General features: G+C 58.5%; 24 protein-coding genes. 6 read left to right on the plus strand and 18 right to left on the minus strand.

Annotated features, from left to right (window positions below):
* Positions 1 to 20: 20 nt before the first annotated feature.
* Entirely contained in the window at positions 21 to 530 is a 510-nt protein-coding gene (locus tag F506_RS06675) for a flavin reductase family protein (RefSeq protein ID WP_053195974.1), read from the minus strand.
* A gap of 302 nt (positions 531 to 832) precedes the next feature.
* Here F506_RS06675 and msrA point away from each other — a divergent pair, with 302 nt between their 5' ends.
* A complete protein-coding gene (gene msrA / locus F506_RS06680) occupies positions 833 to 1,372 on the plus strand; it encodes a peptide-methionine (S)-S-oxide reductase MsrA (RefSeq protein WP_053195976.1) in 540 nt (179 codons plus the stop codon).
* A gap of 89 nt (positions 1,373 to 1,461) precedes the next feature.
* On the opposite strand, the gene F506_RS06685 is transcribed toward msrA, so the two are convergent.
* The 7 genes from F506_RS06685 to purB form a co-directional block, all read right to left on the minus strand.
* The gene (locus tag F506_RS06685) at positions 1,462 to 2,673 is read right to left on the minus strand and encodes an SAM-dependent methyltransferase (RefSeq protein WP_053195978.1); all 1,212 of its coding nucleotides are present in this window, start codon (positions 2,671 to 2,673) and stop codon (positions 1,462 to 1,464) included.
* Between the two features lie 71 nt (positions 2,674 to 2,744).
* A complete protein-coding gene (gene pdxH, locus F506_RS06690) occupies positions 2,745 to 3,380 on the minus strand; it encodes a pyridoxamine 5'-phosphate oxidase (RefSeq protein WP_053195980.1) in 636 nt (211 codons plus the stop codon).
* Between the two features lie 53 nt (positions 3,381 to 3,433).
* Positions 3,434 to 3,577, minus strand: coding sequence for a hypothetical protein (locus F506_RS23385; protein WP_158443118.1), 144 nt, complete (start codon positions 3,575 to 3,577; stop codon positions 3,434 to 3,436).
* Positions 3,578 to 3,602: 25 nt separating this feature from the next.
* The gene (locus F506_RS06695) at positions 3,603 to 4,172 is read right to left on the minus strand and encodes a YceI family protein (RefSeq protein ID WP_053195983.1); all 570 of its coding nucleotides are present in this window, start codon (positions 4,170 to 4,172) and stop codon (positions 3,603 to 3,605) included.
* Between the two features lie 67 nt (positions 4,173 to 4,239).
* A complete protein-coding gene (locus F506_RS06700; protein ID WP_083458225.1) occupies positions 4,240 to 4,797 on the minus strand; it encodes a YceI family protein in 558 nt (185 codons plus the stop codon).
* A gap of 52 nt (positions 4,798 to 4,849) precedes the next feature.
* The gene (locus tag F506_RS06705) at positions 4,850 to 5,374 is read right to left on the minus strand and encodes a cytochrome b (RefSeq protein ID WP_053195988.1); all 525 of its coding nucleotides are present in this window, start codon (positions 5,372 to 5,374) and stop codon (positions 4,850 to 4,852) included.
* A gap of 258 nt (positions 5,375 to 5,632) precedes the next feature.
* Complete coding sequence (gene purB / locus F506_RS06710) at positions 5,633 to 7,000, minus strand: adenylosuccinate lyase (protein WP_053195990.1); 1,368 nt, start codon at positions 6,998 to 7,000, stop codon at positions 5,633 to 5,635.
* Positions 7,001 to 7,230: 230 nt separating this feature from the next.
* Here purB and F506_RS06715 point away from each other — a divergent pair, with 230 nt between their 5' ends.
* Positions 7,231 to 7,836, plus strand: coding sequence for a glutathione S-transferase N-terminal domain-containing protein (locus F506_RS06715; protein WP_053195992.1), 606 nt, complete (start codon positions 7,231 to 7,233; stop codon positions 7,834 to 7,836).
* Between the two features lie 134 nt (positions 7,837 to 7,970).
* Here F506_RS06715 and bfr read toward each other — a convergent pair whose 3' ends face one another.
* The 9 genes from bfr to F506_RS06760 form a co-directional block, all read right to left on the minus strand.
* The gene (gene bfr / locus F506_RS06720) at positions 7,971 to 8,444 is read right to left on the minus strand and encodes a bacterioferritin (RefSeq protein ID WP_053195994.1); all 474 of its coding nucleotides are present in this window, start codon (positions 8,442 to 8,444) and stop codon (positions 7,971 to 7,973) included.
* A gap of 244 nt (positions 8,445 to 8,688) precedes the next feature.
* Positions 8,689 to 9,105, minus strand: a complete 417-nt coding sequence (locus F506_RS06725) for an ExbD/TolR family protein (protein ID WP_053195996.1) — start codon at positions 9,103 to 9,105, stop codon at positions 8,689 to 8,691.
* Positions 9,105 to 9,839, minus strand: a complete 735-nt coding sequence (locus F506_RS06730; protein WP_053195998.1) for a MotA/TolQ/ExbB proton channel family protein — start codon at positions 9,837 to 9,839, stop codon at positions 9,105 to 9,107. The genes F506_RS06725 and F506_RS06730 overlap by 1 nt, the downstream gene beginning before the upstream one ends.
* Before the next feature lie 50 nt (positions 9,840 to 9,889).
* Entirely contained in the window at positions 9,890 to 10,573 is a 684-nt protein-coding gene (locus tag F506_RS06735) for an energy transducer TonB (protein ID WP_235471403.1), read from the minus strand.
* A gap of 34 nt (positions 10,574 to 10,607) precedes the next feature.
* Positions 10,608 to 10,835 carry a (2Fe-2S)-binding protein gene (locus F506_RS06740; protein ID WP_053196000.1) on the minus strand — a complete coding sequence of 76 codons (228 nt, stop codon included), beginning with the start codon at positions 10,833 to 10,835 and terminating at the stop codon, positions 10,608 to 10,610.
* A 31-nt stretch (positions 10,836 to 10,866) separates the two neighbouring features.
* Complete coding sequence (locus F506_RS06745; RefSeq protein ID WP_016832156.1) at positions 10,867 to 11,187, minus strand: hypothetical protein; 321 nt, start codon at positions 11,185 to 11,187, stop codon at positions 10,867 to 10,869.
* A 115-nt stretch (positions 11,188 to 11,302) separates the two neighbouring features.
* Positions 11,303 to 11,491: a hemin uptake protein HemP gene (gene hemP, locus F506_RS06750; RefSeq protein WP_016832155.1), complete on the minus strand. Its 189-nt coding sequence runs from the start codon at positions 11,489 to 11,491 to the stop codon at positions 11,303 to 11,305.
* A gap of 192 nt (positions 11,492 to 11,683) precedes the next feature.
* Entirely contained in the window at positions 11,684 to 12,778 is a 1,095-nt protein-coding gene (gene mnmA / locus F506_RS06755) for a tRNA 2-thiouridine(34) synthase MnmA (RefSeq protein WP_053196002.1), read from the minus strand.
* Positions 12,771 to 13,280, minus strand: coding sequence for an NUDIX hydrolase (locus tag F506_RS06760; protein ID WP_053196004.1), 510 nt, complete (start codon positions 13,278 to 13,280; stop codon positions 12,771 to 12,773). Before F506_RS06760 ends, mnmA begins: the two co-directional genes overlap by 8 nt.
* 176 nt (positions 13,281 to 13,456) lie before the next feature.
* Here F506_RS06760 and F506_RS06765 point away from each other — a divergent pair, with 176 nt between their 5' ends.
* The 4 genes from F506_RS06765 to F506_RS06780 all read left to right on the plus strand — a co-directional run bounded on the left by F506_RS06765 (position 13,457) and on the right by F506_RS06780 (position 16,847).
* Complete coding sequence (locus F506_RS06765) at positions 13,457 to 14,572, plus strand: Re/Si-specific NAD(P)(+) transhydrogenase subunit alpha (RefSeq protein WP_053196006.1); 1,116 nt, start codon at positions 13,457 to 13,459, stop codon at positions 14,570 to 14,572.
* A 92-nt stretch (positions 14,573 to 14,664) separates the two neighbouring features.
* Positions 14,665 to 15,027 carry an aspartate 1-decarboxylase gene (gene panD, locus F506_RS06770; RefSeq protein WP_053196008.1) on the plus strand — a complete coding sequence of 121 codons (363 nt, stop codon included), beginning with the start codon at positions 14,665 to 14,667 and terminating at the stop codon, positions 15,025 to 15,027.
* 63 nt (positions 15,028 to 15,090) lie between these two features.
* Positions 15,091 to 15,408 carry an NAD(P) transhydrogenase subunit alpha gene (locus F506_RS06775; RefSeq protein ID WP_050477435.1) on the plus strand — a complete coding sequence of 106 codons (318 nt, stop codon included), beginning with the start codon at positions 15,091 to 15,093 and terminating at the stop codon, positions 15,406 to 15,408.
* Between the two features lie 2 nt (positions 15,409 to 15,410).
* Positions 15,411 to 16,847, plus strand: coding sequence for an NAD(P)(+) transhydrogenase (Re/Si-specific) subunit beta (locus F506_RS06780; protein ID WP_053196010.1), 1,437 nt, complete (start codon positions 15,411 to 15,413; stop codon positions 16,845 to 16,847).
* A gap of 70 nt (positions 16,848 to 16,917) precedes the next feature.
* Here F506_RS06780 and upp read toward each other — a convergent pair whose 3' ends face one another.
* Positions 16,918 to 17,565 (minus strand): uracil phosphoribosyltransferase, encoded by a 648-nt coding sequence (gene upp, locus F506_RS06785; protein WP_053196012.1) that lies wholly within the window; start codon positions 17,563 to 17,565, stop codon positions 16,918 to 16,920.
* Positions 17,566 to 17,609: the final 44 nt, after the last annotated feature.

A 17,609-nucleotide genomic window follows, 5' to 3' on the forward strand; every position in this document is an offset into this window, starting at 1 on the left:
CTGCTGCTACGAGGCGTAGTCTATTGCGTATCCACGCAAATGAAGCGTCCATCATGAAAAATCAATGGGGCCTGTGGCGTCACTTCACAGTGCTCAACCTCGCCAACAAAAATCACATGATCGCCTTCCGGATAGCGGCTGCGGTTATGACATTCGAACCATGCGGAGACGCCTTTGAGCACGGGTTGGCCGGTACGCGACAACGTGTATTCGACGCCGTTAAAACGATCAGTGGACTTGCGCGAGAACTGTTCCGCCAGCGCCACTTGTCCGGCGCCAAGGATATTGATCACGTAATGCGAGTTGCCGGAAAAAACCGGCATGCTGCTGGCTTGTTCGGAAAGGCTCCACAGCACCAGCGGCGGCGACAGCGACACCGAATTGAACGAGCTCGCGGTCAGTCCGAGCAAAGTGCCGTCGTCCAGGCGCGTGGTGATGACGGTGACGCCGGTCGCGAACTGGGACAATGCCCTGCGGAAATGGGTTGCGTCGAAAGCGCGCGTGGTGGCGCGCGGGGAGCGAGAATGCATCTAAGACCTGTGGAAACGGTTCTGACAAGTAGGACATTATGCCTAAAAAACCCGAGGACGTAACCCGATCCACTGTTCCGGCAAGCCTGCGGTTCTTTTGCCGGTAATTTTCACGTACGTTAAATAATTGATTATTGATTTAGTTTTCAACGTGAAAAATACACTGGCCGATGTCTCCCGCCAATGCGCATTTCTTCCGATGCTAGGTTTTTGTTTGTCAGCAATGGTATAAACATAGCTATGCGGACATGCACTGTAACGCTTGTCGCAAGACCTATTCGAATCAATGAGCGGGAGCGATCGTGAGTACTTCAACTGAAACAGCAATTCTCGGCGGCGGGTGTTTTTGGTGTCTGGAGGCGGTGTACCAGCAACTCAAGGGCGTGCAGCACGTGGAGTCCGGTTATACAGGCGGTCACGTGCAGAACCCGACCTACGAACAAGTCTGCAATGGCGACACCGGTCATGCAGAAGTGGTGAAGCTGAGCTTCGATCCGGCGCTGATCAGTTTTCGGGAAATTCTGGAAGTTTTCTTCACCATCCACGACCCTACCACGCTCAATCGCCAGGGCAACGACGTCGGCACGCAGTATCGCTCGGTGATTTACTACGATTCGCCTGCGCAGCGTGATACGGCCAAGCACATCATCGCTGAGATGGCGTTGGTATGGGATGCGCCGCTCGTGACGGAATTGAGTCCGGTCGAAACGTACTACAAGGCCGAGGACTACCATCAGAATTATTTTCAGCAGCATCCGTTCCAGGGATACTGCGCATTCGTAGTGGCGCCGAAGCTGGCTAAATTCCGTGAAGTGTTTGCCGCCAAGAGCAAGCAGGAGTAGGCGAGAAAAAGCAGGGAAAAAGTATAGAACAGCAAAGAAAAACAGCCGGCCATGCGCCGGCTGTTTTCATGAGGACGAGGATCGTCTGGTTACTGCTGCGCGTCGTAGATATAGCGTCGCGACTGCGGCAACGCCACGGCAGGTCGATTCGCTTTGCCGCAGACGACCTGGTACAGGGAAATCCAGTCCTTGTCGAAACCATGCGCGCTGCCCGCAAGATAAACGCGCCAGATGCGATAGCGTTTTTCATCAGTCAGCTTTTTGATTTCCTCGGCCCGGGTTTCAAAATTGTCGGCCCAGATAGCACAGGTCCTGGCGTAGTGGCGGCGCAGGTTTTCAACGTCGAAGACCTCCAGGCCGCCTTGTTGCATTGTCTTCAGCACAAGGCTGACATGCGGCAATTCGCCGGCCGGGAAGACGTACTTGTCGACGAATTCTCCGCCGCCATAGGGCGATTCGCCATTTTCAATATCGGTGCTCGTGATCCCGTGGTTCATTACCAGGCCATCATCGGCGAGCAGCGAGTTGATATGCGCAAAGTACATCGGCAAGTTCTTCAGGCCGACGTGTTCGAACATGCCGACACTGGTGATCCGGTCGAAGGTGCCGGTGACATCGCGATAATCCTGCAGCCGGATTTCAATGCGGTCGCTCAGACCGGCTTTTTCAACGCGCTCCCTGGCCAGTGCATACTGGTTCTCGGACAAGGTGACGCCCACGCATTGCGCGCCGAATTTCTGCGCCGCGCGCAGCACCAGCGCGCCCCAGCCGCAGCCGATGTCGAGCAGCTTGTCCCCCGGACGCACTTTGATCTTGGTCAGGATATGGTCGATCTTCTTGATCTGCGCGGTGGCGAGGTCTTCGTCGCCGTTCTCGAAGTAGGCGCAGGAGTACACCATGTTCTCGTCCAGGAAGAGTTTGTAAAACTCATTGGAGACGTCATAGTGGTAGCGGATCGCCTCGGCGTCTTTTTCCTTGCTGTGGCGAACGGTGCGGACGATGCGCGACAGCTTTCCTTCAGCCTTCAGGGTTTTGGCTGCGAGCAGATTGGCGACATTGATGATGCTGGTGACGGGGCCGTCAACGTCAATCTTGCCTTCGACGTAGGCTTCTCCCAGATTGGAGAGCGAGGGGCGGAGCAGGTAGGGCAGCGCCGAGACGTGCGGCACCCGCAAGGTGACTTGCGGCGCGTTATCGCTGAAATCGAATCGGCTGCCGTTCCATAACTCGAGGCGCAACGGCAGTGCGGTTGCGTGTCGTACGTCGTCCACCCATGCTGCTAGCTTCTTTTCCCAGAACACGATGTTTCCCTCCGTGCGAGTAATGATGCTGTAGCGCGGCCCTTTCCTATGGCGTCATCAACAAAGACGGGCTAGGGCTGCAGGCGCTGCCGGCTCCATGCCCCGTCTGCACCGCGCGTATAGACAATGCGGTCATGCAGGCGCGATGGCCGGCCTTGCCAGAATTCGATTTTTTCCGGTATTACGCGGTAGCCGCCCCAGTGCGCCGGGCGGACCGGATGCGCACCGTATTTTTGTTCCGCCGCAGTGAATTGCATTTCCAGTGTTTCGCGTTTGTCGACGGGGGAGCTTTGCTCGGAAGCGATGGCGCCCAGTTGGCTGCGCAGCGGACGGCTGAAGAAATAGGCGTCGCTTTCGGCGGCAGTGACCTGCTCTATCCTTCCTTCGATGCGAACCTGGCGTTCTAGTTCTACCCAATGGAACAATAAGGCGACATGAGGATGCTCTTCAATGTCGCGTCCCTTGCGGCTGTGATAGTTGGTGAACCAGGTGAAACCGCCTGCGTCGACCTGTTTGAGCAGCACGATACGCGATGAAGGGCGGCCGTCGGCGCCGACGGTGGCCACGCTCATGGCGTTGGGTTCCGGGATTTCCGCTTTCAAGGCTTCATCGAACCATGTTGAAAATTGAACAATGGGATCGGCGTCGACGTTGTTTTCCGACAAGCTGGCGCGGCTGTAATCCTTGCGAAGATCTGCTATCGACATTCTTGCTTCTTCCTAAATGAGTACCGCGGGGACTGCGCTAGAGTAGCGCGTTTTCAAAAAACTTGCACAGGAGCAGCAACTTCCACCCGCCGCGCAGGGCAGGCGGGCGGCGCTTTCCAAGCCACGTCATTATGTGCGGGAACATCGGCGTCACCCATGACATAAAACAAAAAAAGGCCGATGCGCATGACACGCATCGGCCTTTCCGCAAGGAAAGAAGGATTAGTTGGACTTGATCGCTTCCACCTGGATAGCCAGCTTGATTTCCGGTGAGAACGGCGGCACGGCGTAGTTGATGCCGAAGTCGGTACGGTTGAAAGTGCCCGATGCATCGGCGCCGCAGACTTCACGCTTGAGCATAGGATGCTGGATGCAAGTGAACTTGTTGATTTTCAGCTGCACCGGCTTGGTCACGCCATGCAAGGTCAGCTCGCCGTCGACTGCAACGGGCTTGTCGCCTTCGAACTTGATCGACGTGCCCTTGTAAGTGGCGGTCGGGAATTTCTGCACGTCGAACACGTCGGCGCTTTTGACGTGATCGTTGAGCTTGGCGTGGCCGAAGTCGACCGACGAGGCATCAATGGTGATGTCCAGCGAGCCGGTCTTGGCTGCACGGTCCAGCGTTACGGTGCCGGAAGTCTTGGTGAACTTGCCGCGCCACACGGAAATGCCCATGTGATCGGCTTCAAAGCTCGGATAGGTGTGGTTGGGGTCGATGGTGTAGGTGTCGGCGGCAAAGGCCGTGACCGATGTCGCGGCCAGCAGGGAAATCAGGGCGAATTTCAGTTTCATGGTGCATCCTTTTCAATGAGCAGTTGAGTGTTGAAACACAGTTGTTATGAGTAAATTTCAGGGCGTCTCAGGGCGTGGTGACGACGTGGAACTTGATTGTCACTTCGTCGGCAACCATGCCGGTGTCTTTCCATTCGCTTTCGCCGATGTTGAACGTCAGGCGCTTGATCGGCAAGGCGCCGTCAAAAGTCTGGCCGCCGCCTTCTTTCTTGACCGTCAGCGGGAAATGTACGTCCGCAGTCTTGCCCTTGATGGTCAGCTTGCCGGTGACGTCATACTTGGTACCTGCCGGTGCACCAGCAGTCGGCTTGATCGCGCTGGCGACGAAGGTGGCCTTGGGGAATTGCGCGGCGTTGAACCATTCCTTCTTCAGCACTTCCTTGTTGTACTCGGCTTCGCCCAGGTCGAAACTGGCGATGTCGATGTCTACGCTGGCTTTGGCGGCCTCGGGTTTGGCGCTGTCGAAATCGATCTGCGCGACGAATTTCTTGAATTTGGCATCGACCGGCACGTTCAGTTGCTTGAAGACGGCGCCGACAGTGCTCTTGGCAGTGTCGACTTTGAGCGGAGCGGCAACTGCAGCCGTGGAGGCAACCAGGCCGAGGACGGCGATGCCGCCGAGCATGGCATGGGCCAATGTAGTACGCAGGGTCATGAGATTTCCTTGGGAAAGAGGATCAGGGCAGGATACGTCTGAGCACACCGTCGCGATCGATGAACTGATGCTTCAGGGCGGCCAGCACATGCAGGCAGACAGCGGCTAGCAAAGTCATGTTCAGCCAGTAATGAACCAGCTTGAGCAAAGGTTTGAGTTCGGGATTCGGATCGATGATTACCGGCAGCGGCAGCACGCCGAGATAGACCACGGGAATACCGGCGGCAAGGCTGTACAGGTAGCCGGAAACCGGAATCGCAAAAATCAGGATGTACAGCAGGAAATGCAGTGCGTGGGCGGCGCTTTGCTGCCAGCGGGGCATTTCTGCCGGATATACCGGCGCCGCATGGGTCAGGCGCCAGAGCAAGCGCAGGCAGGCCAGGCCGAGCACCGTGACGCCCAGCCATTTATGCCAGGAGAAGTACTTGAGTTTGGTCGGCGTCAGGCCTGGAATATTGGTCATGGTCAGGCCGAGCGCGAACGCGGCGATGATCAGCAGAGCAATGAGCCAGTGCAACAGGATGGCGGGTTTTGTGTAGCGTTCCATGGCGATTGCTGGTGGAGTATCAGGTTGGACGGCAGCGTCTGCTGGATCCTGCTTGTACCGGCGCGACTGCATGCGGAGTCTGATCTTCCGCAGTTGCGCCGTGTCGGCAGACTAACTGCGCAGAATAAGGTGTTTTCATCGGCGGCAATAGATAGGCAGATTTGATTTCAGTCATCCATTGGTGTTGTGAATGAAGGCCATTGCCGCGCGGTTTGAGTGGATCGGACGGTTTTGGTTTCCGTCCGATCTCTTCTTCCATTAAATATTTTTGGCCAGTGCGATCGCTTCGCCGATGTAGTTCGCCGGCGTCATCGCCAGCAAATGGTCCTTGGCGCTTTGCGGAATGGCCAGACCGTTGATGAAGTCGCGCAGCGCATCCTTGGAAATGCCCTTGCCGCGGGTCAGTTCCTTCAATTGCTCATACGGATTTTCGATGCCGTAGCGACGCATCACGGTTTGCACGGGCTCGGCCAAAACTTCCCAGGTGGCGTCCAGATCATCGGCCAGGCGCGTCGGATTGACTTCCAGCTTGTTCAGGCCGCGCAGGCAGCTGTCGTAGGCCAGTACCGCATAGCCGAACGCCACGCCGATGTTGCGCAGTACGGTCGAGTCGGTCAGGTCGCGCTGCCAGCGGGAGACCGGCAGTTTTTCCGACAGATGCTTGAGTACGGCGTTGGCCATGCCGAGGTTGCCCTCGGAGTTTTCGAAGTCGATCGGATTGACCTTGTGCGGCATGGTCGACGAACCGATTTCGCCGGCCTTGGTGCGCTGTTTGAAGTAACCCAGCGAAATGTAACCCCAGACGTCACGGTTCAGATCCAGCAGGATGGTGTTGGCGCGCGCCACGGCATCGAACAGTTCGGCCATGTAGTCGTGCGGCTCGATCTGGATGGTGTACGGATTGAACACCAGACCCAGGCGTTGTTCGATGACGTTCTTGGAAAACGCCGCCCAGTCGGTTTCAGGATAGGCGGAGAGGTGGGCGTTGTAGTTGCCGACGGCGCCGTTCATCTTGCCAAGGATTTCGACCGCGGCGATGCGCTTGACCGCGCGCTGGAGACGGGCGACGACGTTGGCGATTTCCTTGCCCAGCGTGGTCGGGCTGGCCGGCTGGCCATGGGTGCGCGACATCATCGGCACGGCGGCGTGTTCATGCGCCAGTTCGGTCAGCTTGGCGACCAGGCCTTGCAAGGCAGGCAACACGACGGTGTCGCGCGCGGACTTGAGCATCATGCCGTGCGAGGTATTGTTGATATCTTCGGAGGTGCAGGCGAAGTGGATGAATTCGGAGGCGGCGACCAGTTCCGGCACGTCCTTGACCTTTTCCTTGAGCCAGTACTCGACAGCCTTGACGTCATGGTTGGTGACGGCTTCGATTTCCTTGATGCGAGCGGCGTCGGCTTCCGTGAAGTCGGCTGCCAGCTTGTCCAGCAGTGCGGTGGCGCTGGCGGAGAATGGCTTGATTTCGGCAAAGCCTGCAGCCGACAAGGCTTGCAGCCAGGCAATTTCCACTTTCACCCGGTGATGCATGAAGCCCGCTTCGGACAGGATGGGGCGCAGCTTGTCGGTTTTGGCGGCATAACGGCCGTCGAGCGGGGAGAGAGCGGAAAGTGCGGAAAGGGACATGATGATATGCGGATGAAAAGACGTTGAAAATACGTTGAAAATACGACGCGCAAGGCTTGCGATGCGTGCTGTGTTGTCCGGCAGCGGTGCAAACCTGCATTGACTCGCGATTTTACCATTGCCCGGGGCCGTAATCAGTATCGTTGCAGCTTGTCCTCCGGACGACCGTCTCGGGCGTTGATGGTGAATACCCGATGCTATAATCGGGCCGGATTATTACAAGAAATGCTATGAAACTGATCGCCTCGCTGGTAAGCCCCTACGCTCGTAAAGTCCGCATTGTCATGGCGGAAAAAAAGATCGATTTCGAATTGGTGCTGGAAGACGTATGGAGTGAGACCACCACGATCCAGCAATTCAATCCCCTCGGCAAAGTGCCGTGCCTGATGATGGATGATGGCGGCGCCATGTTCGACTCGCGCGTGATTTCCGAATACCTCGACATTCTGACTCCGGTGGGCAAGCTGATGCCGACCAGCGGTCGCGAGCGTGCCGAAGTCAAATGCTGGGAAGCGCTGGCCGATGGCTTGCTCGAAGCGGCGATCCTGGTTCGTCTCGAAAAGAAGCGTCCGACGCGCCAGCAAAGTCCCGAATGGATCAAGCGGCAGTGGAGCAAAGTCGAGGCGGGATTGAAAGCGATGTCGGTCGGCCTGGGCGAAAAGAGCTATTGCGTCGGCAACCACTACACTCTGGCGGATGTCGCCGTGGGTTGCGCGTTGGGTTGGCTGGAATTCCGATTCCCTGAAACCAAGTGGCAAGACAACTATCCGGAGTTACTGCGTCTGTACGAGAAGCTGTCCGAACGCCAGTCCTTCAAGGACACGTTCCCGCAATAGAAACGGCACGCCGCCGCACATGACTGTGCGACAGGGCGGCTCTCCCCCGAAAAAAAAGCGCGACCGGCACGGCTCGCGCTTTTTTTATGTCGCCGCTTCGCAGCCTCTTCGAAGAGGCTGTTTTTGCAGTCAGCTTACTCTGCGATGATTTGCGTTTGCAGATAGTTCTGGATGCCGATTTTGTCGATGATATCGAGCTGCGTTTCGAGCCAGTCGATGTGTTCTTCGGTGTCGTCGAGGATCATCTGGAACAGTTCGCGCGAGACATAGTCGCCATGCTGTTCGCACGTGGCGATGCCTTCCTTGACGGTCTTGTGCGCGGCTTTTTCCAGGTTCAGGTCGCATTGCAGCATCTCGGAGGTATTTTCGCCGATCATCAGCTTGTGCAGCGCTTGCAGATTGGGCAAACCGTCCAGCATCAGAATGCGGTCGATCAGTTTGTCGGCGTGTTTCATTTCACCGATGGACTCGGCGTATTCTTTTTTCGCAATCTTTTCAAAGCCCCAGTGCTTGTACATGCGGGCGTGCAAAAAATACTGGTTGATCGCTGTCAGTTCGTTGGTGAGCTGTGCATTGAGCAGCTTGATGACCGCTGGATCGCCTTTCATAGGTACCTCTGAGAATAGGGTGGGAAGAAGATCGGCCGGCGGTGCGGACAAGCAATCCGACGAACGTGAAACCGAGCCGCGTGAGCGGACGCATCATAGCGCAGCGGGTCGCGAACTTCAGTATAAATTAGCGCGAATCATTCTTACTTTATTTCTGGCGTGCAATGAGATGTGTTCCAGCGATAAAAAATAAAGCCCCCGCCGATGAGGCCGGGGGCTTTGCCGGCGGTGAAACAGCCGGGACTTATTTCGCTTGCGGGTCGGTAACGAAACCGATCTTGGACAGACCGCCCGACTGGGCTGCCGCCATGACTTGCGCGACCTTTTCATATTGCGTCGTACGTGCTGCGCGCAGGTGCAATTCGGGCTGCGGCTGCTTCTTCGCAGCTTCAGCGATACGCGCAGTCAATTGCTCGCTGTCGATCGCTTCCTCGTTCCAGAACACCTTGCCGCCGGCATCGATCGAGAGGCTGATGTTTTGCGGTTTCGGTTCATCCGGCTGGTTGGTGGCGCGTGGCAGGTCGATCTTGACCGCATGGTTCATGACCGGAATGGTGATGATGAAAATGATCAGCAGCACCAGCATCACGTCGACCAGCGGCGTGGTGTTGATCTCCGGGTTGAAGTCGTCGTCCGAATCGGACAGGGAACCCATCGCCATTACGCTCTCCCGACAGCCGTCAGCTTGGCGCTTTTGGTGGCGCCCGTTTCGGCGTCCTCGGTAGCAGCGCGGGCGCCGGTGACGAACAGGGCGTGCAGGTCGAAGCCGAACTTGTTCAGCTTGGCGATCGTGGTCTTGTTGCCGCGCACCAGGGCGTTGTAGCCGAAGGTTGCCGGAATCGCAACCGCCAGGCCCAGCGCCGTCATGATCAGCGCTTCGCCGACCGGGCCGGCGACCTTGTCGATGCTGGCCTGGCCGGCGGTGCCGATCGACACCAGCGCATGGTAAATGCCCCAGACGGTGCCGAACAGGCCGACGAACGGCGCGGTCGAGCCGACCGACGCCAATACGGCCATGCCGGTTTGCAGTTTGCCCGATGCTTCGTCGATGGCCTGGCGCAGCGACAGCGTCACCCAGTCGCTGACCGACAACTGATCATGCAGGTGACCCTTGTGGGCGGTATGGTGGCTCATTGCGGTGACACCAGCCTTGGCGACTTCGGCGAACGGGTTGTCGTTGCCGAGTGTGGCGACGCCTTCAGGCAGGCTGGTGGTATCCCAGAACGCGTGGCCGGCTGCATCGGATGCCCGGCGGAAGCGCAACAACTGCAGCGCCTTGGTGACGATGACATACCAGGATGCAATCGACATGGCCACCAGCAGTACTGCCACGCCTTTGGTGACGAAATCCCCTTGCGCCCACAGGCTCTCCAATCCGTACGGACTTACTTCCATGATGACTTCCTTTGCTTATGAATTGATGACTTGAATGTATGACGAATGCGTTAGCGATCGAGCTTGAAATTGATGACGCCGGTGGCGGACACGGCTATCGCCTTGCCGTCTTCGATGTAGGGTTTGAACACTGCACGCATGACTGCGCGTCGTGCTTCGTCGTCCAGGCGGGATGATCCCGAGCTCTTGACGATGTCGACTTTCTCGGCTTTGCCGCCGGTGTTGACCAGTACGCGGAATTGTACGACGCCTTCTTCGCCCATGCGTTTGGACGCAGCAGGGTAGTTCACGCGTGGCGGTTCGATGTATTCGATGCCGGAGGTAATCTGCTTGATCGGCGGCGGGCCCGGCGGCGATGCGGGCGCCTGCGCAGGTGCGGCAGCGGGCGGCGACGGTTCGGCCGGTTGCGGTGGAGTGGGCGGGGCGCTGATCGCAGTCGGTGCGGGCGCTTGCGTAACCGGGATCGGCGGCGGTGGCGTCACCGACTTCCTGACCACGGGAACGGCCTTGGGCGGTGCCGGCGGTGCTTTCGGCGGTGCGGGTTCGGGGGCGCGTTCAGGCGTGATGAAGGTGGCGATCACTTCCTTCGGAATCGCGCTGGCGACCTGATGGATCAGGCCGCTTTGCAGAGCATAGAAGAAGGCGATGTGCAGCAGGATGATGAAGCCGAGCGGGCCGATCTTCTTGACCTGGCGCCACACGGCGCCAACGGGATTGGACGAGCTGCTACTCATAGTAGGCGATGAAGCGTTCATGAATGAAATGATCTTAGGCAATCATGGCATTCGCACGGAATACCAGAGTCTGCACTGAGTTGCGTGTTTGATTGGAATTGCTCAGACATTCACGGAGGACATGCTTGGCGCAGGTATGACACTTGCCGCAGGAGGTGCCAATGCCGAGCTCCTTGCGAAGCTCGGACATGGTGGTCATGCCTGCGTTCACTGCCTGATGAATCTTGCCTTCGGAAATGTTGTTACAAACACATACGATCATTTTACGCCTTGCCGCCCGGGTATGTAGGCTCTTAAATGGACCTCGCTCCTGAAACGATGCGAGCGAACAGATTAAATTTCTCGGGTTGCGGCATTGTCCGTTCCACTACGGTACCCCACTGTTCCGACAGTTGCTGGCAGGTTGCCCGCAATACCGGCGCCAGATTCGGCAGATCCGCCAGTGCTTTCAGGTGCCGTTCAATGACTGACGCCAATTTGACGCAGCTTTTGGTTTCCTGATTACTGGCAGTGTAATGAGACATCAAATGCAGCACTGCTGAGACCAGCAGCTCTGGCTGTGCCGGTGCGTTATTGGGTTCCACGAAAGCGGAATCCATTTTGTCGGTAACCATCAAACTCTCCTTATTCGGCTAGCTTGGCTGGCTAACGCGTAACGCATGGCATCACCGTTGGCTGGCTGGTTTTTACATCGCTTCACTACGTATCCTGAAGCGACTCCTAATAGGGTTACGCCGTCAGAATCAATTTGTTCAGTTGCGTCAGGCGCAGTTTGTAAATACGACCGCCATGGTCGATTTCCAGCTCGCGCATTTGCCGGAACAAATCCTGGCTCTTGATGCGAGTAATGGGGGAGCCATTTGCAGCTGTGGCTGGTTTGTTGCGACGCTCGGTTCCGTGCTCGATCAGTTGGTTCATGATGACCTCCTATTAAATGCGAACAATTCTTATTTAGATTATTCGTCATTTAATCCAAGATTGCAAGCTCTTTTATGATTTGTTGCGAGTTTCTTGCTGCAAGGAAATCGAGGCATAGAATTTTGTTGCTGAAAAAGCAAAAATGCCCCGCCGGACAAGGCCGGCAGGGCGTTTTGGGAGGATAAGAAGCGCTTAAACGGACTCGATGATGCCGCCGCCGAGGCAGACATCGCCCTGGTACAGCACGGCCGACTGGCCCGGCGTCACGGCCCATTGCGGGTCGCTGAAGCGCAGATCGAAGCGGCTTCCGGCATCGCTGAACGAGCACGGCACATCGGCCTGGCGGTAGCGCGTCTTGGCGCTCAGTTCGGCCATGTCGGGCGCTTCTCCGGCGACCCAGCTGATCTGGCTGGCGCCGAGTTGCGACGACAGCAGCCATGGATGTTCATGACCCTGCACAATATAGAGCGTATTGGTTTCGACGTCCTTGCGGGCGACGTACCAGGCGTCGCTGTTGCCGTCGGGGTTCTGGTGCGCCTTGATGCCGCCCAGTCCGATGCCCTTGCGCTGGCCCAGCGTATAGAAGCTGAGGCCGACGTGTTCGCCGACGACGTCGCCGTCGGGAGTCTTCATCGGGCCGGGTTTGTAGGACAGGTAGCGGTTCAGGAATTCCCGGAACGGCCGTTCTCCGATGAAGCAAATGCCGGTCGAGTCTTTCTTGGCCGCGTTCGGCAGTTTCAGTTGCTCGGCGATCCTGCGCACCTCGGTCTTGTGGATTTCGCCAAGGGGAAACAGCGTCTTCGACAATTGCGCCTGATTCAGTCGATGCAGAAAATAGCTCTGGTCCTTGCTGGCATCGACCGCTTTCATCAACTCGAATTTCCCGACCGGATTTTCGCGCACGCGCGCGTAGTGGCCGGTGGCGATCAGGTCCGCGCCCAGATGCATGGCGTGGTCGAGGAAGGCCTTGAACTTGATTTCGGCGTTGCACAGCACGTCGGGATTGGGCGTGCGGCCGGCCTGGTATTCGCGCAGGAACTCGGCGAACACGCGGTCCTTGTATTCGGAGGCGAAGTTGACCGCCTCAATATCGACGCCGACCACGTCGGCAACGCTGACCGCATCGATCCAGTCCTGGCGCGTCGAGCAGTACTCGGAATCGTCGTCGTCTTCCCAGTTCTTCATGAACAGGCCGATGACTTCGTAGCCTTGTTCCTTCAGCAGCCAGGCCGAGACCGACGAATCGACGCCGCCGGACATGCCGATCACCACTTTTTTCTTAGCCATGGGCAACTCCCGCGCCGATCTCCGCCGACGCCGTCACGCTGGCGTCCGTATAAAGCAGCGACAGCGGCGCACGCTGGCCGCTGAGGTAGTCGTCCACGCAGCGCAATACCAGCGGGCTGCGATGGCGTTCGCGGCAGGCGGCGATCTCGTCGCGCGTCATCCACAGCGTGCGCACAATGCCTTCGTCAAGCGGTCGGTCGTGCTGGGTCCCCAGTTTGCCGGCAAAGGCAAAACGCAAGTAGGTCGTGTCGGCACCGCCGCGCGAGGACGAGACATTGCGCGACATGTACATGCCGACCAGCGCGGTCGGCTCGAAATCGTGAGCGGATTCTTCCAGCGCCTCGCGCACCACCGCCTGCGTCAGTGCCTCGCCCTGGTCCAGGTGGCCGGCCGGCTGGTTAAGGCGCAAGCCGTCGTCGGCCTGCTCTTCAATCATCAAAAAACGGCCCTCGCGCTCGATAATCGCTGCGACTGTGACGGAGGGCTTCCAGACTTCAGACATAATTTTCCTTACAAGAGCCGACATTTTACCGTGGCTGGGCAAAGGCTTCAGCGCGGCGGCCCGGAACGCATCGCATATGCGAGTTCAGGGTCTTGCGAGGCTTTTGCGCAAAGTTGTTGATCTTCAAATTTTACGTGTAAGATTCCGGTAAGAATTTACAACTACAGGAGCTCTGAATGAGGCTAGGCATCCCCGTCGAAAGTCGGGACGGAGAAACACGCGTTGCGGCAACCCCGGAAACGGTCAAGAAACTGGTTGCAGCCAAACATGAGGTGCTGGTGGAGTCGGGGGCCGGCATCAAATCCAGCATTACGGACGAAGCCTATGTTGCCGCCGGCGCGGTCATCGCTGCCGCGGCGGATGTCTATGGCGCCGAAGCCTTGCTCAAGGTGCGCGCGCCGAGTGCGGACGAACGCGCACGCCTGAAGTCCGGCACCGTCGTCGTCGGCATCCTGAACCCGTTCGATGCCGACAACCTGGCCGCCATGGCCGCCGCCGGGCTGACTGCCTTCGCGCTGGAAGCCGCACCGCGCACGACCCGCGCGCAGTCGATGGACGTGCTGTCCTCGCAGGCGAACATTGCCGGCTACAAGGCCGTGCTGATGGCGGCCAACACCTATCAGCGCTTCATGCCGATGCTGATGACCGCCGCCGGCACCGTCAAGGCCGCGCGCATGCTGATCATGGGCGCCGGCGTCGCCGGTTTGCAGGCGATTGCGACCGCCAAGCGTCTGGGCGCGGTGATCGAAGCATCCGACGTGCGTCCGGCCGTCAAGGAACAGATTGAATCGCTGGGCGCCAAATTCCTCGACGTGCCCTTCATCACCGATGAAGAAAAGGAAATCGCCCAAGGCGTCGGCGGCTATGCCCGTCCGATGCCGGCCGACTGGATGCGCCGCCAGGCAGAACTGGTGCACGAACGCGCCAAGCAGGCCGACATCATCATCACCACCGCATTGATTCCGGGCCGCAAGGCGCCGGTGCTGATCAGCGAAGAAACCGTCAAGGCCATGAAGCCGGGTTCGGTCATCCTCGACATGGCAGTCGATCAGGGCGGCAACTGTCCCTTGTCCGAGCCGGGCAAGACGGTGATCAGGCACGGCGTGCACATCATCGGCGAAGGCAACCTCGCCGCGCTGGTGGCGGCGGATGCCTCGGCCCTGTATTCGCGCAACGTGCTTGATTTCCTCAAGCTGATTGTCGACGCTGAAGGCAAGCTGGTCATCAACCGCGAAGACGACATCGTCGCGGCGACCTTGCTGTGCAGCGGCGGCGAAGTGCTGCGTAAATAACGCCGCATAACGCAACACTGACGCATCGTCGTCTCCATGCCGGCTCGCGCAAGCGCACCGGAACAGAACCAGGAATTAAAGAGTAAAGCCTTATGCAACGAATCATGCTGCGCGCGAAGATCCATCGCGCGACTGTGACCGAATGTGACCTGAACTATGAAGGTTCCTGCGGTATCGACGAAGACTTGCTGGAAGCCGCCGATATCCGTGAATTCGAAAAGATCGAGCTGTACAACGTCAACAACGGCGAACGCTTCTCCACCTACGCTATCCGCGGCAAGCGTGGCAGCGGCGAGATTTCCCTGAATGGCGCGGCGGCTCGCCGCGCGCATCTGGGCGATCTGCTGATCATCTGCACCTATGCACCCATGACGGACGCAGAAATCGCCAGCTATGTACCGAAGATCGTCTTCGTCGACGACAAGAATCACATCACCAGCCTGAAAGCCATATAAAACCAAACAGGCCGCCGCATCGACAACTAAATTCATGCTGCAGCCACAGAAAGGAATGACACCATGGAAGTCAGTCACACCATCATCAACCTGATCATTTTCGTACTGGCGATCTACGTCGGCTACCACGTGGTCTGGACCGTTACGCCGGCCTTGCACACGCCGCTGATGGCGGTCACCAACGCCATCTCGGCGATCATCATCATCGGCGCCATGCTGGCCGCCGGCCTGACCGAAGGACCGGTCGGCCGCATTGCCGGCACGCTGGCCGTGGCGCTGGCGGCGGTCAACGTCTTCGGCGGCTTCATGGTCACGCAGCGCATGCTGGAGATGTTCAAGAAAAAAGAACCTAAAACCAAGACAGACAAGGCGGGGGCATAAGCATGAGCATGAATCTGGTAACCCTGCTGTACCTGGTGGCCTCGGTGTTTTTCATCCAAGCGCTGAAAGGTCTGTCGCATCCGTCGACGGCGCGCCGCGGCAATGCCTTCGGCGTCGCCGGCATGACCATTGCGGTGCTCACGACGATCGCCCTGATCATCAAGCTCAAGGGCGATATGCCTGCTTCCGGAATCGGCTTCTGGCTGGTGGCCGGCGGCGTGGTGGTTGGCGGCGGGATTGGCGCCTATCTGGCCAAGAGCGTCGAGATGACCAAGATGCCGGAGCTGGTCGCGGCGATGCACTCGCTGATCGGCCTGGCGGCAGTCTGTATCGCCGTTGCTGCCGTGGCTGAACCATGGGCCTTCAATATCGCCGCACACGGCGAAGCGATCCCGCTGGGCAATCGCGTTGAATTGTTCATCGGCACCTTCGTCGGCGCGATCACGTTCTCCGGTTCGGTGATTGCGTTCGGCAAGCTGTCGGGCAAGTACAAGTTCCGCCTGTTCCAGGGCGCGCCGGTCAGTTTCTCGGGGCAGCACATGCTGAACCTGTTGCTGGCGGTGGCAATGATCGGTTTCGGCGTGATCTTCGTGCTGACGCAGAACTGGCTGCCGTTCATCATCATGGCAGCAATCGCTTTCGTGCTTGGCGTACTGATCATCATCCCGATCGGCGGCGCCGACATGCCGGTGGTGGTGTCGATGCTCAACAGCTATTCCGGCTGGGCGGCGGCAGGCATCGGCTTCTCGCTGAACAATTCGATGCTGATTATCGCCGGTTCGCTGGTCGGATCGTCCGGTGCAATCCTGTCGTACATCATGTGCAAGGCGATGAACCGGTCGTTCTTCAACGTGATCCTAGGCGGTTTCGGCGGCGATGCGACAGCGGCAACAGCCGGCGGCGCGCAGGCGCAGCGCAACGTCAAGTCGGGTTCGTCCGACGACGCGGCCTTCCTGATGGGCAATGCCGAAACCGTCATCATCGTCCCGGGCTACGGCCTGGCGGTGGCGCGCGCCCAGCACGCGCTGAAGGAACTGACCGAGAAGCTGACCCACAAGGGCGTGACCGTGAAGTATGCGATTCATCCGGTGGCCGGCCGCATGCCGGGTCACATGAACGTGCTGCTGGCGGAAGCCGAAGTGCCTTATGACCAGGTCTTTGAAATGGAAGACATCAACAGCGAGTTCGGCCAGGCCGACGTCGTGCTGGTGCTGGGCGCCAACGACGTGGTCAATCCGGCCGCCAAGGATCCGAAGTCGCCGATCGCCGGCATGCCGATCCTCGAGGCGTACAAGGCCAAGACGGTCATCGTCAACAAGCGTTCGATGGCCGCCGGTTACGCCGGTCTGGACAATGAACTGTTCTACATGGACAAGACCATGATGGTGTTCGGCGATGCGAAGAAGGTCATCGAAGACATGGTCAAGGCAGTGGAATGAGCGTTGATCGCATGAAATAAAAAAGCCGCCGGATTCAAAACCCGGCGGCTTTTTTCATGCAGCGAAGAACTTACTTGGTGCCGAAAATCCGGTCGCCCGCATCGCCCAGGCCCGGCACGATGTAAGCATGGCTGTCGAGGTGCGAATCGAGCGAAGCGACATACAGCTTCACGTCCGGATGCGCATCATGAAATACCTGCACGCCTTCAGGTGCCGCCACCAAGGCGACGAAAATAATGTTCTCGGCCGGCACGCCGCGTTTCTTCAGGACGTCGACGGCATGCACGGCGGAGTTGCCGGTTGCCACCATCGGATCGCACAGGATCATGGTTCGGTCTTGCAGGTCGGGCAGGCGCACCAGGTACTCCACCGGCTGATGCTGGTCGTTGCGATACACGCCGATATGGCCGACGCGCGCCGAAGGAATCAGCTCCAGCAAGCCGTCGCTCATGCCGATGCCGGCGCGCAGCACGGGAACAACCGCCAGCTTCTTGCCGGCGATCACGGGGGCATCGTAAGTCACCAGCGGCGTTTCGATCGATTCGGTGGTCAGCGGCAGGTCGCGCGTGATTTCGTAGCCCATCAGCAAGGTGATCTCGCGCAGCAGGTCGCGGAAGGTGCGCGTCGAGGTGCGCTTGTCGCGCATGTGCGAGAGCTTGTGCTGGATCAGCGGGTGGTTGAGGATGAACAGATTGGGAAAGCGGGGATCTTGTTTCATGAGCTTATTCGATGGTCTTATCGGTCAGGACCGCAAGCGTGCGG

This window comes from Herbaspirillum hiltneri N3, from assembly GCF_001267925.1.
GTDB lineage: Bacteria > Pseudomonadota > Gammaproteobacteria > Burkholderiales > Burkholderiaceae_D > Herbaspirillum > Herbaspirillum hiltneri.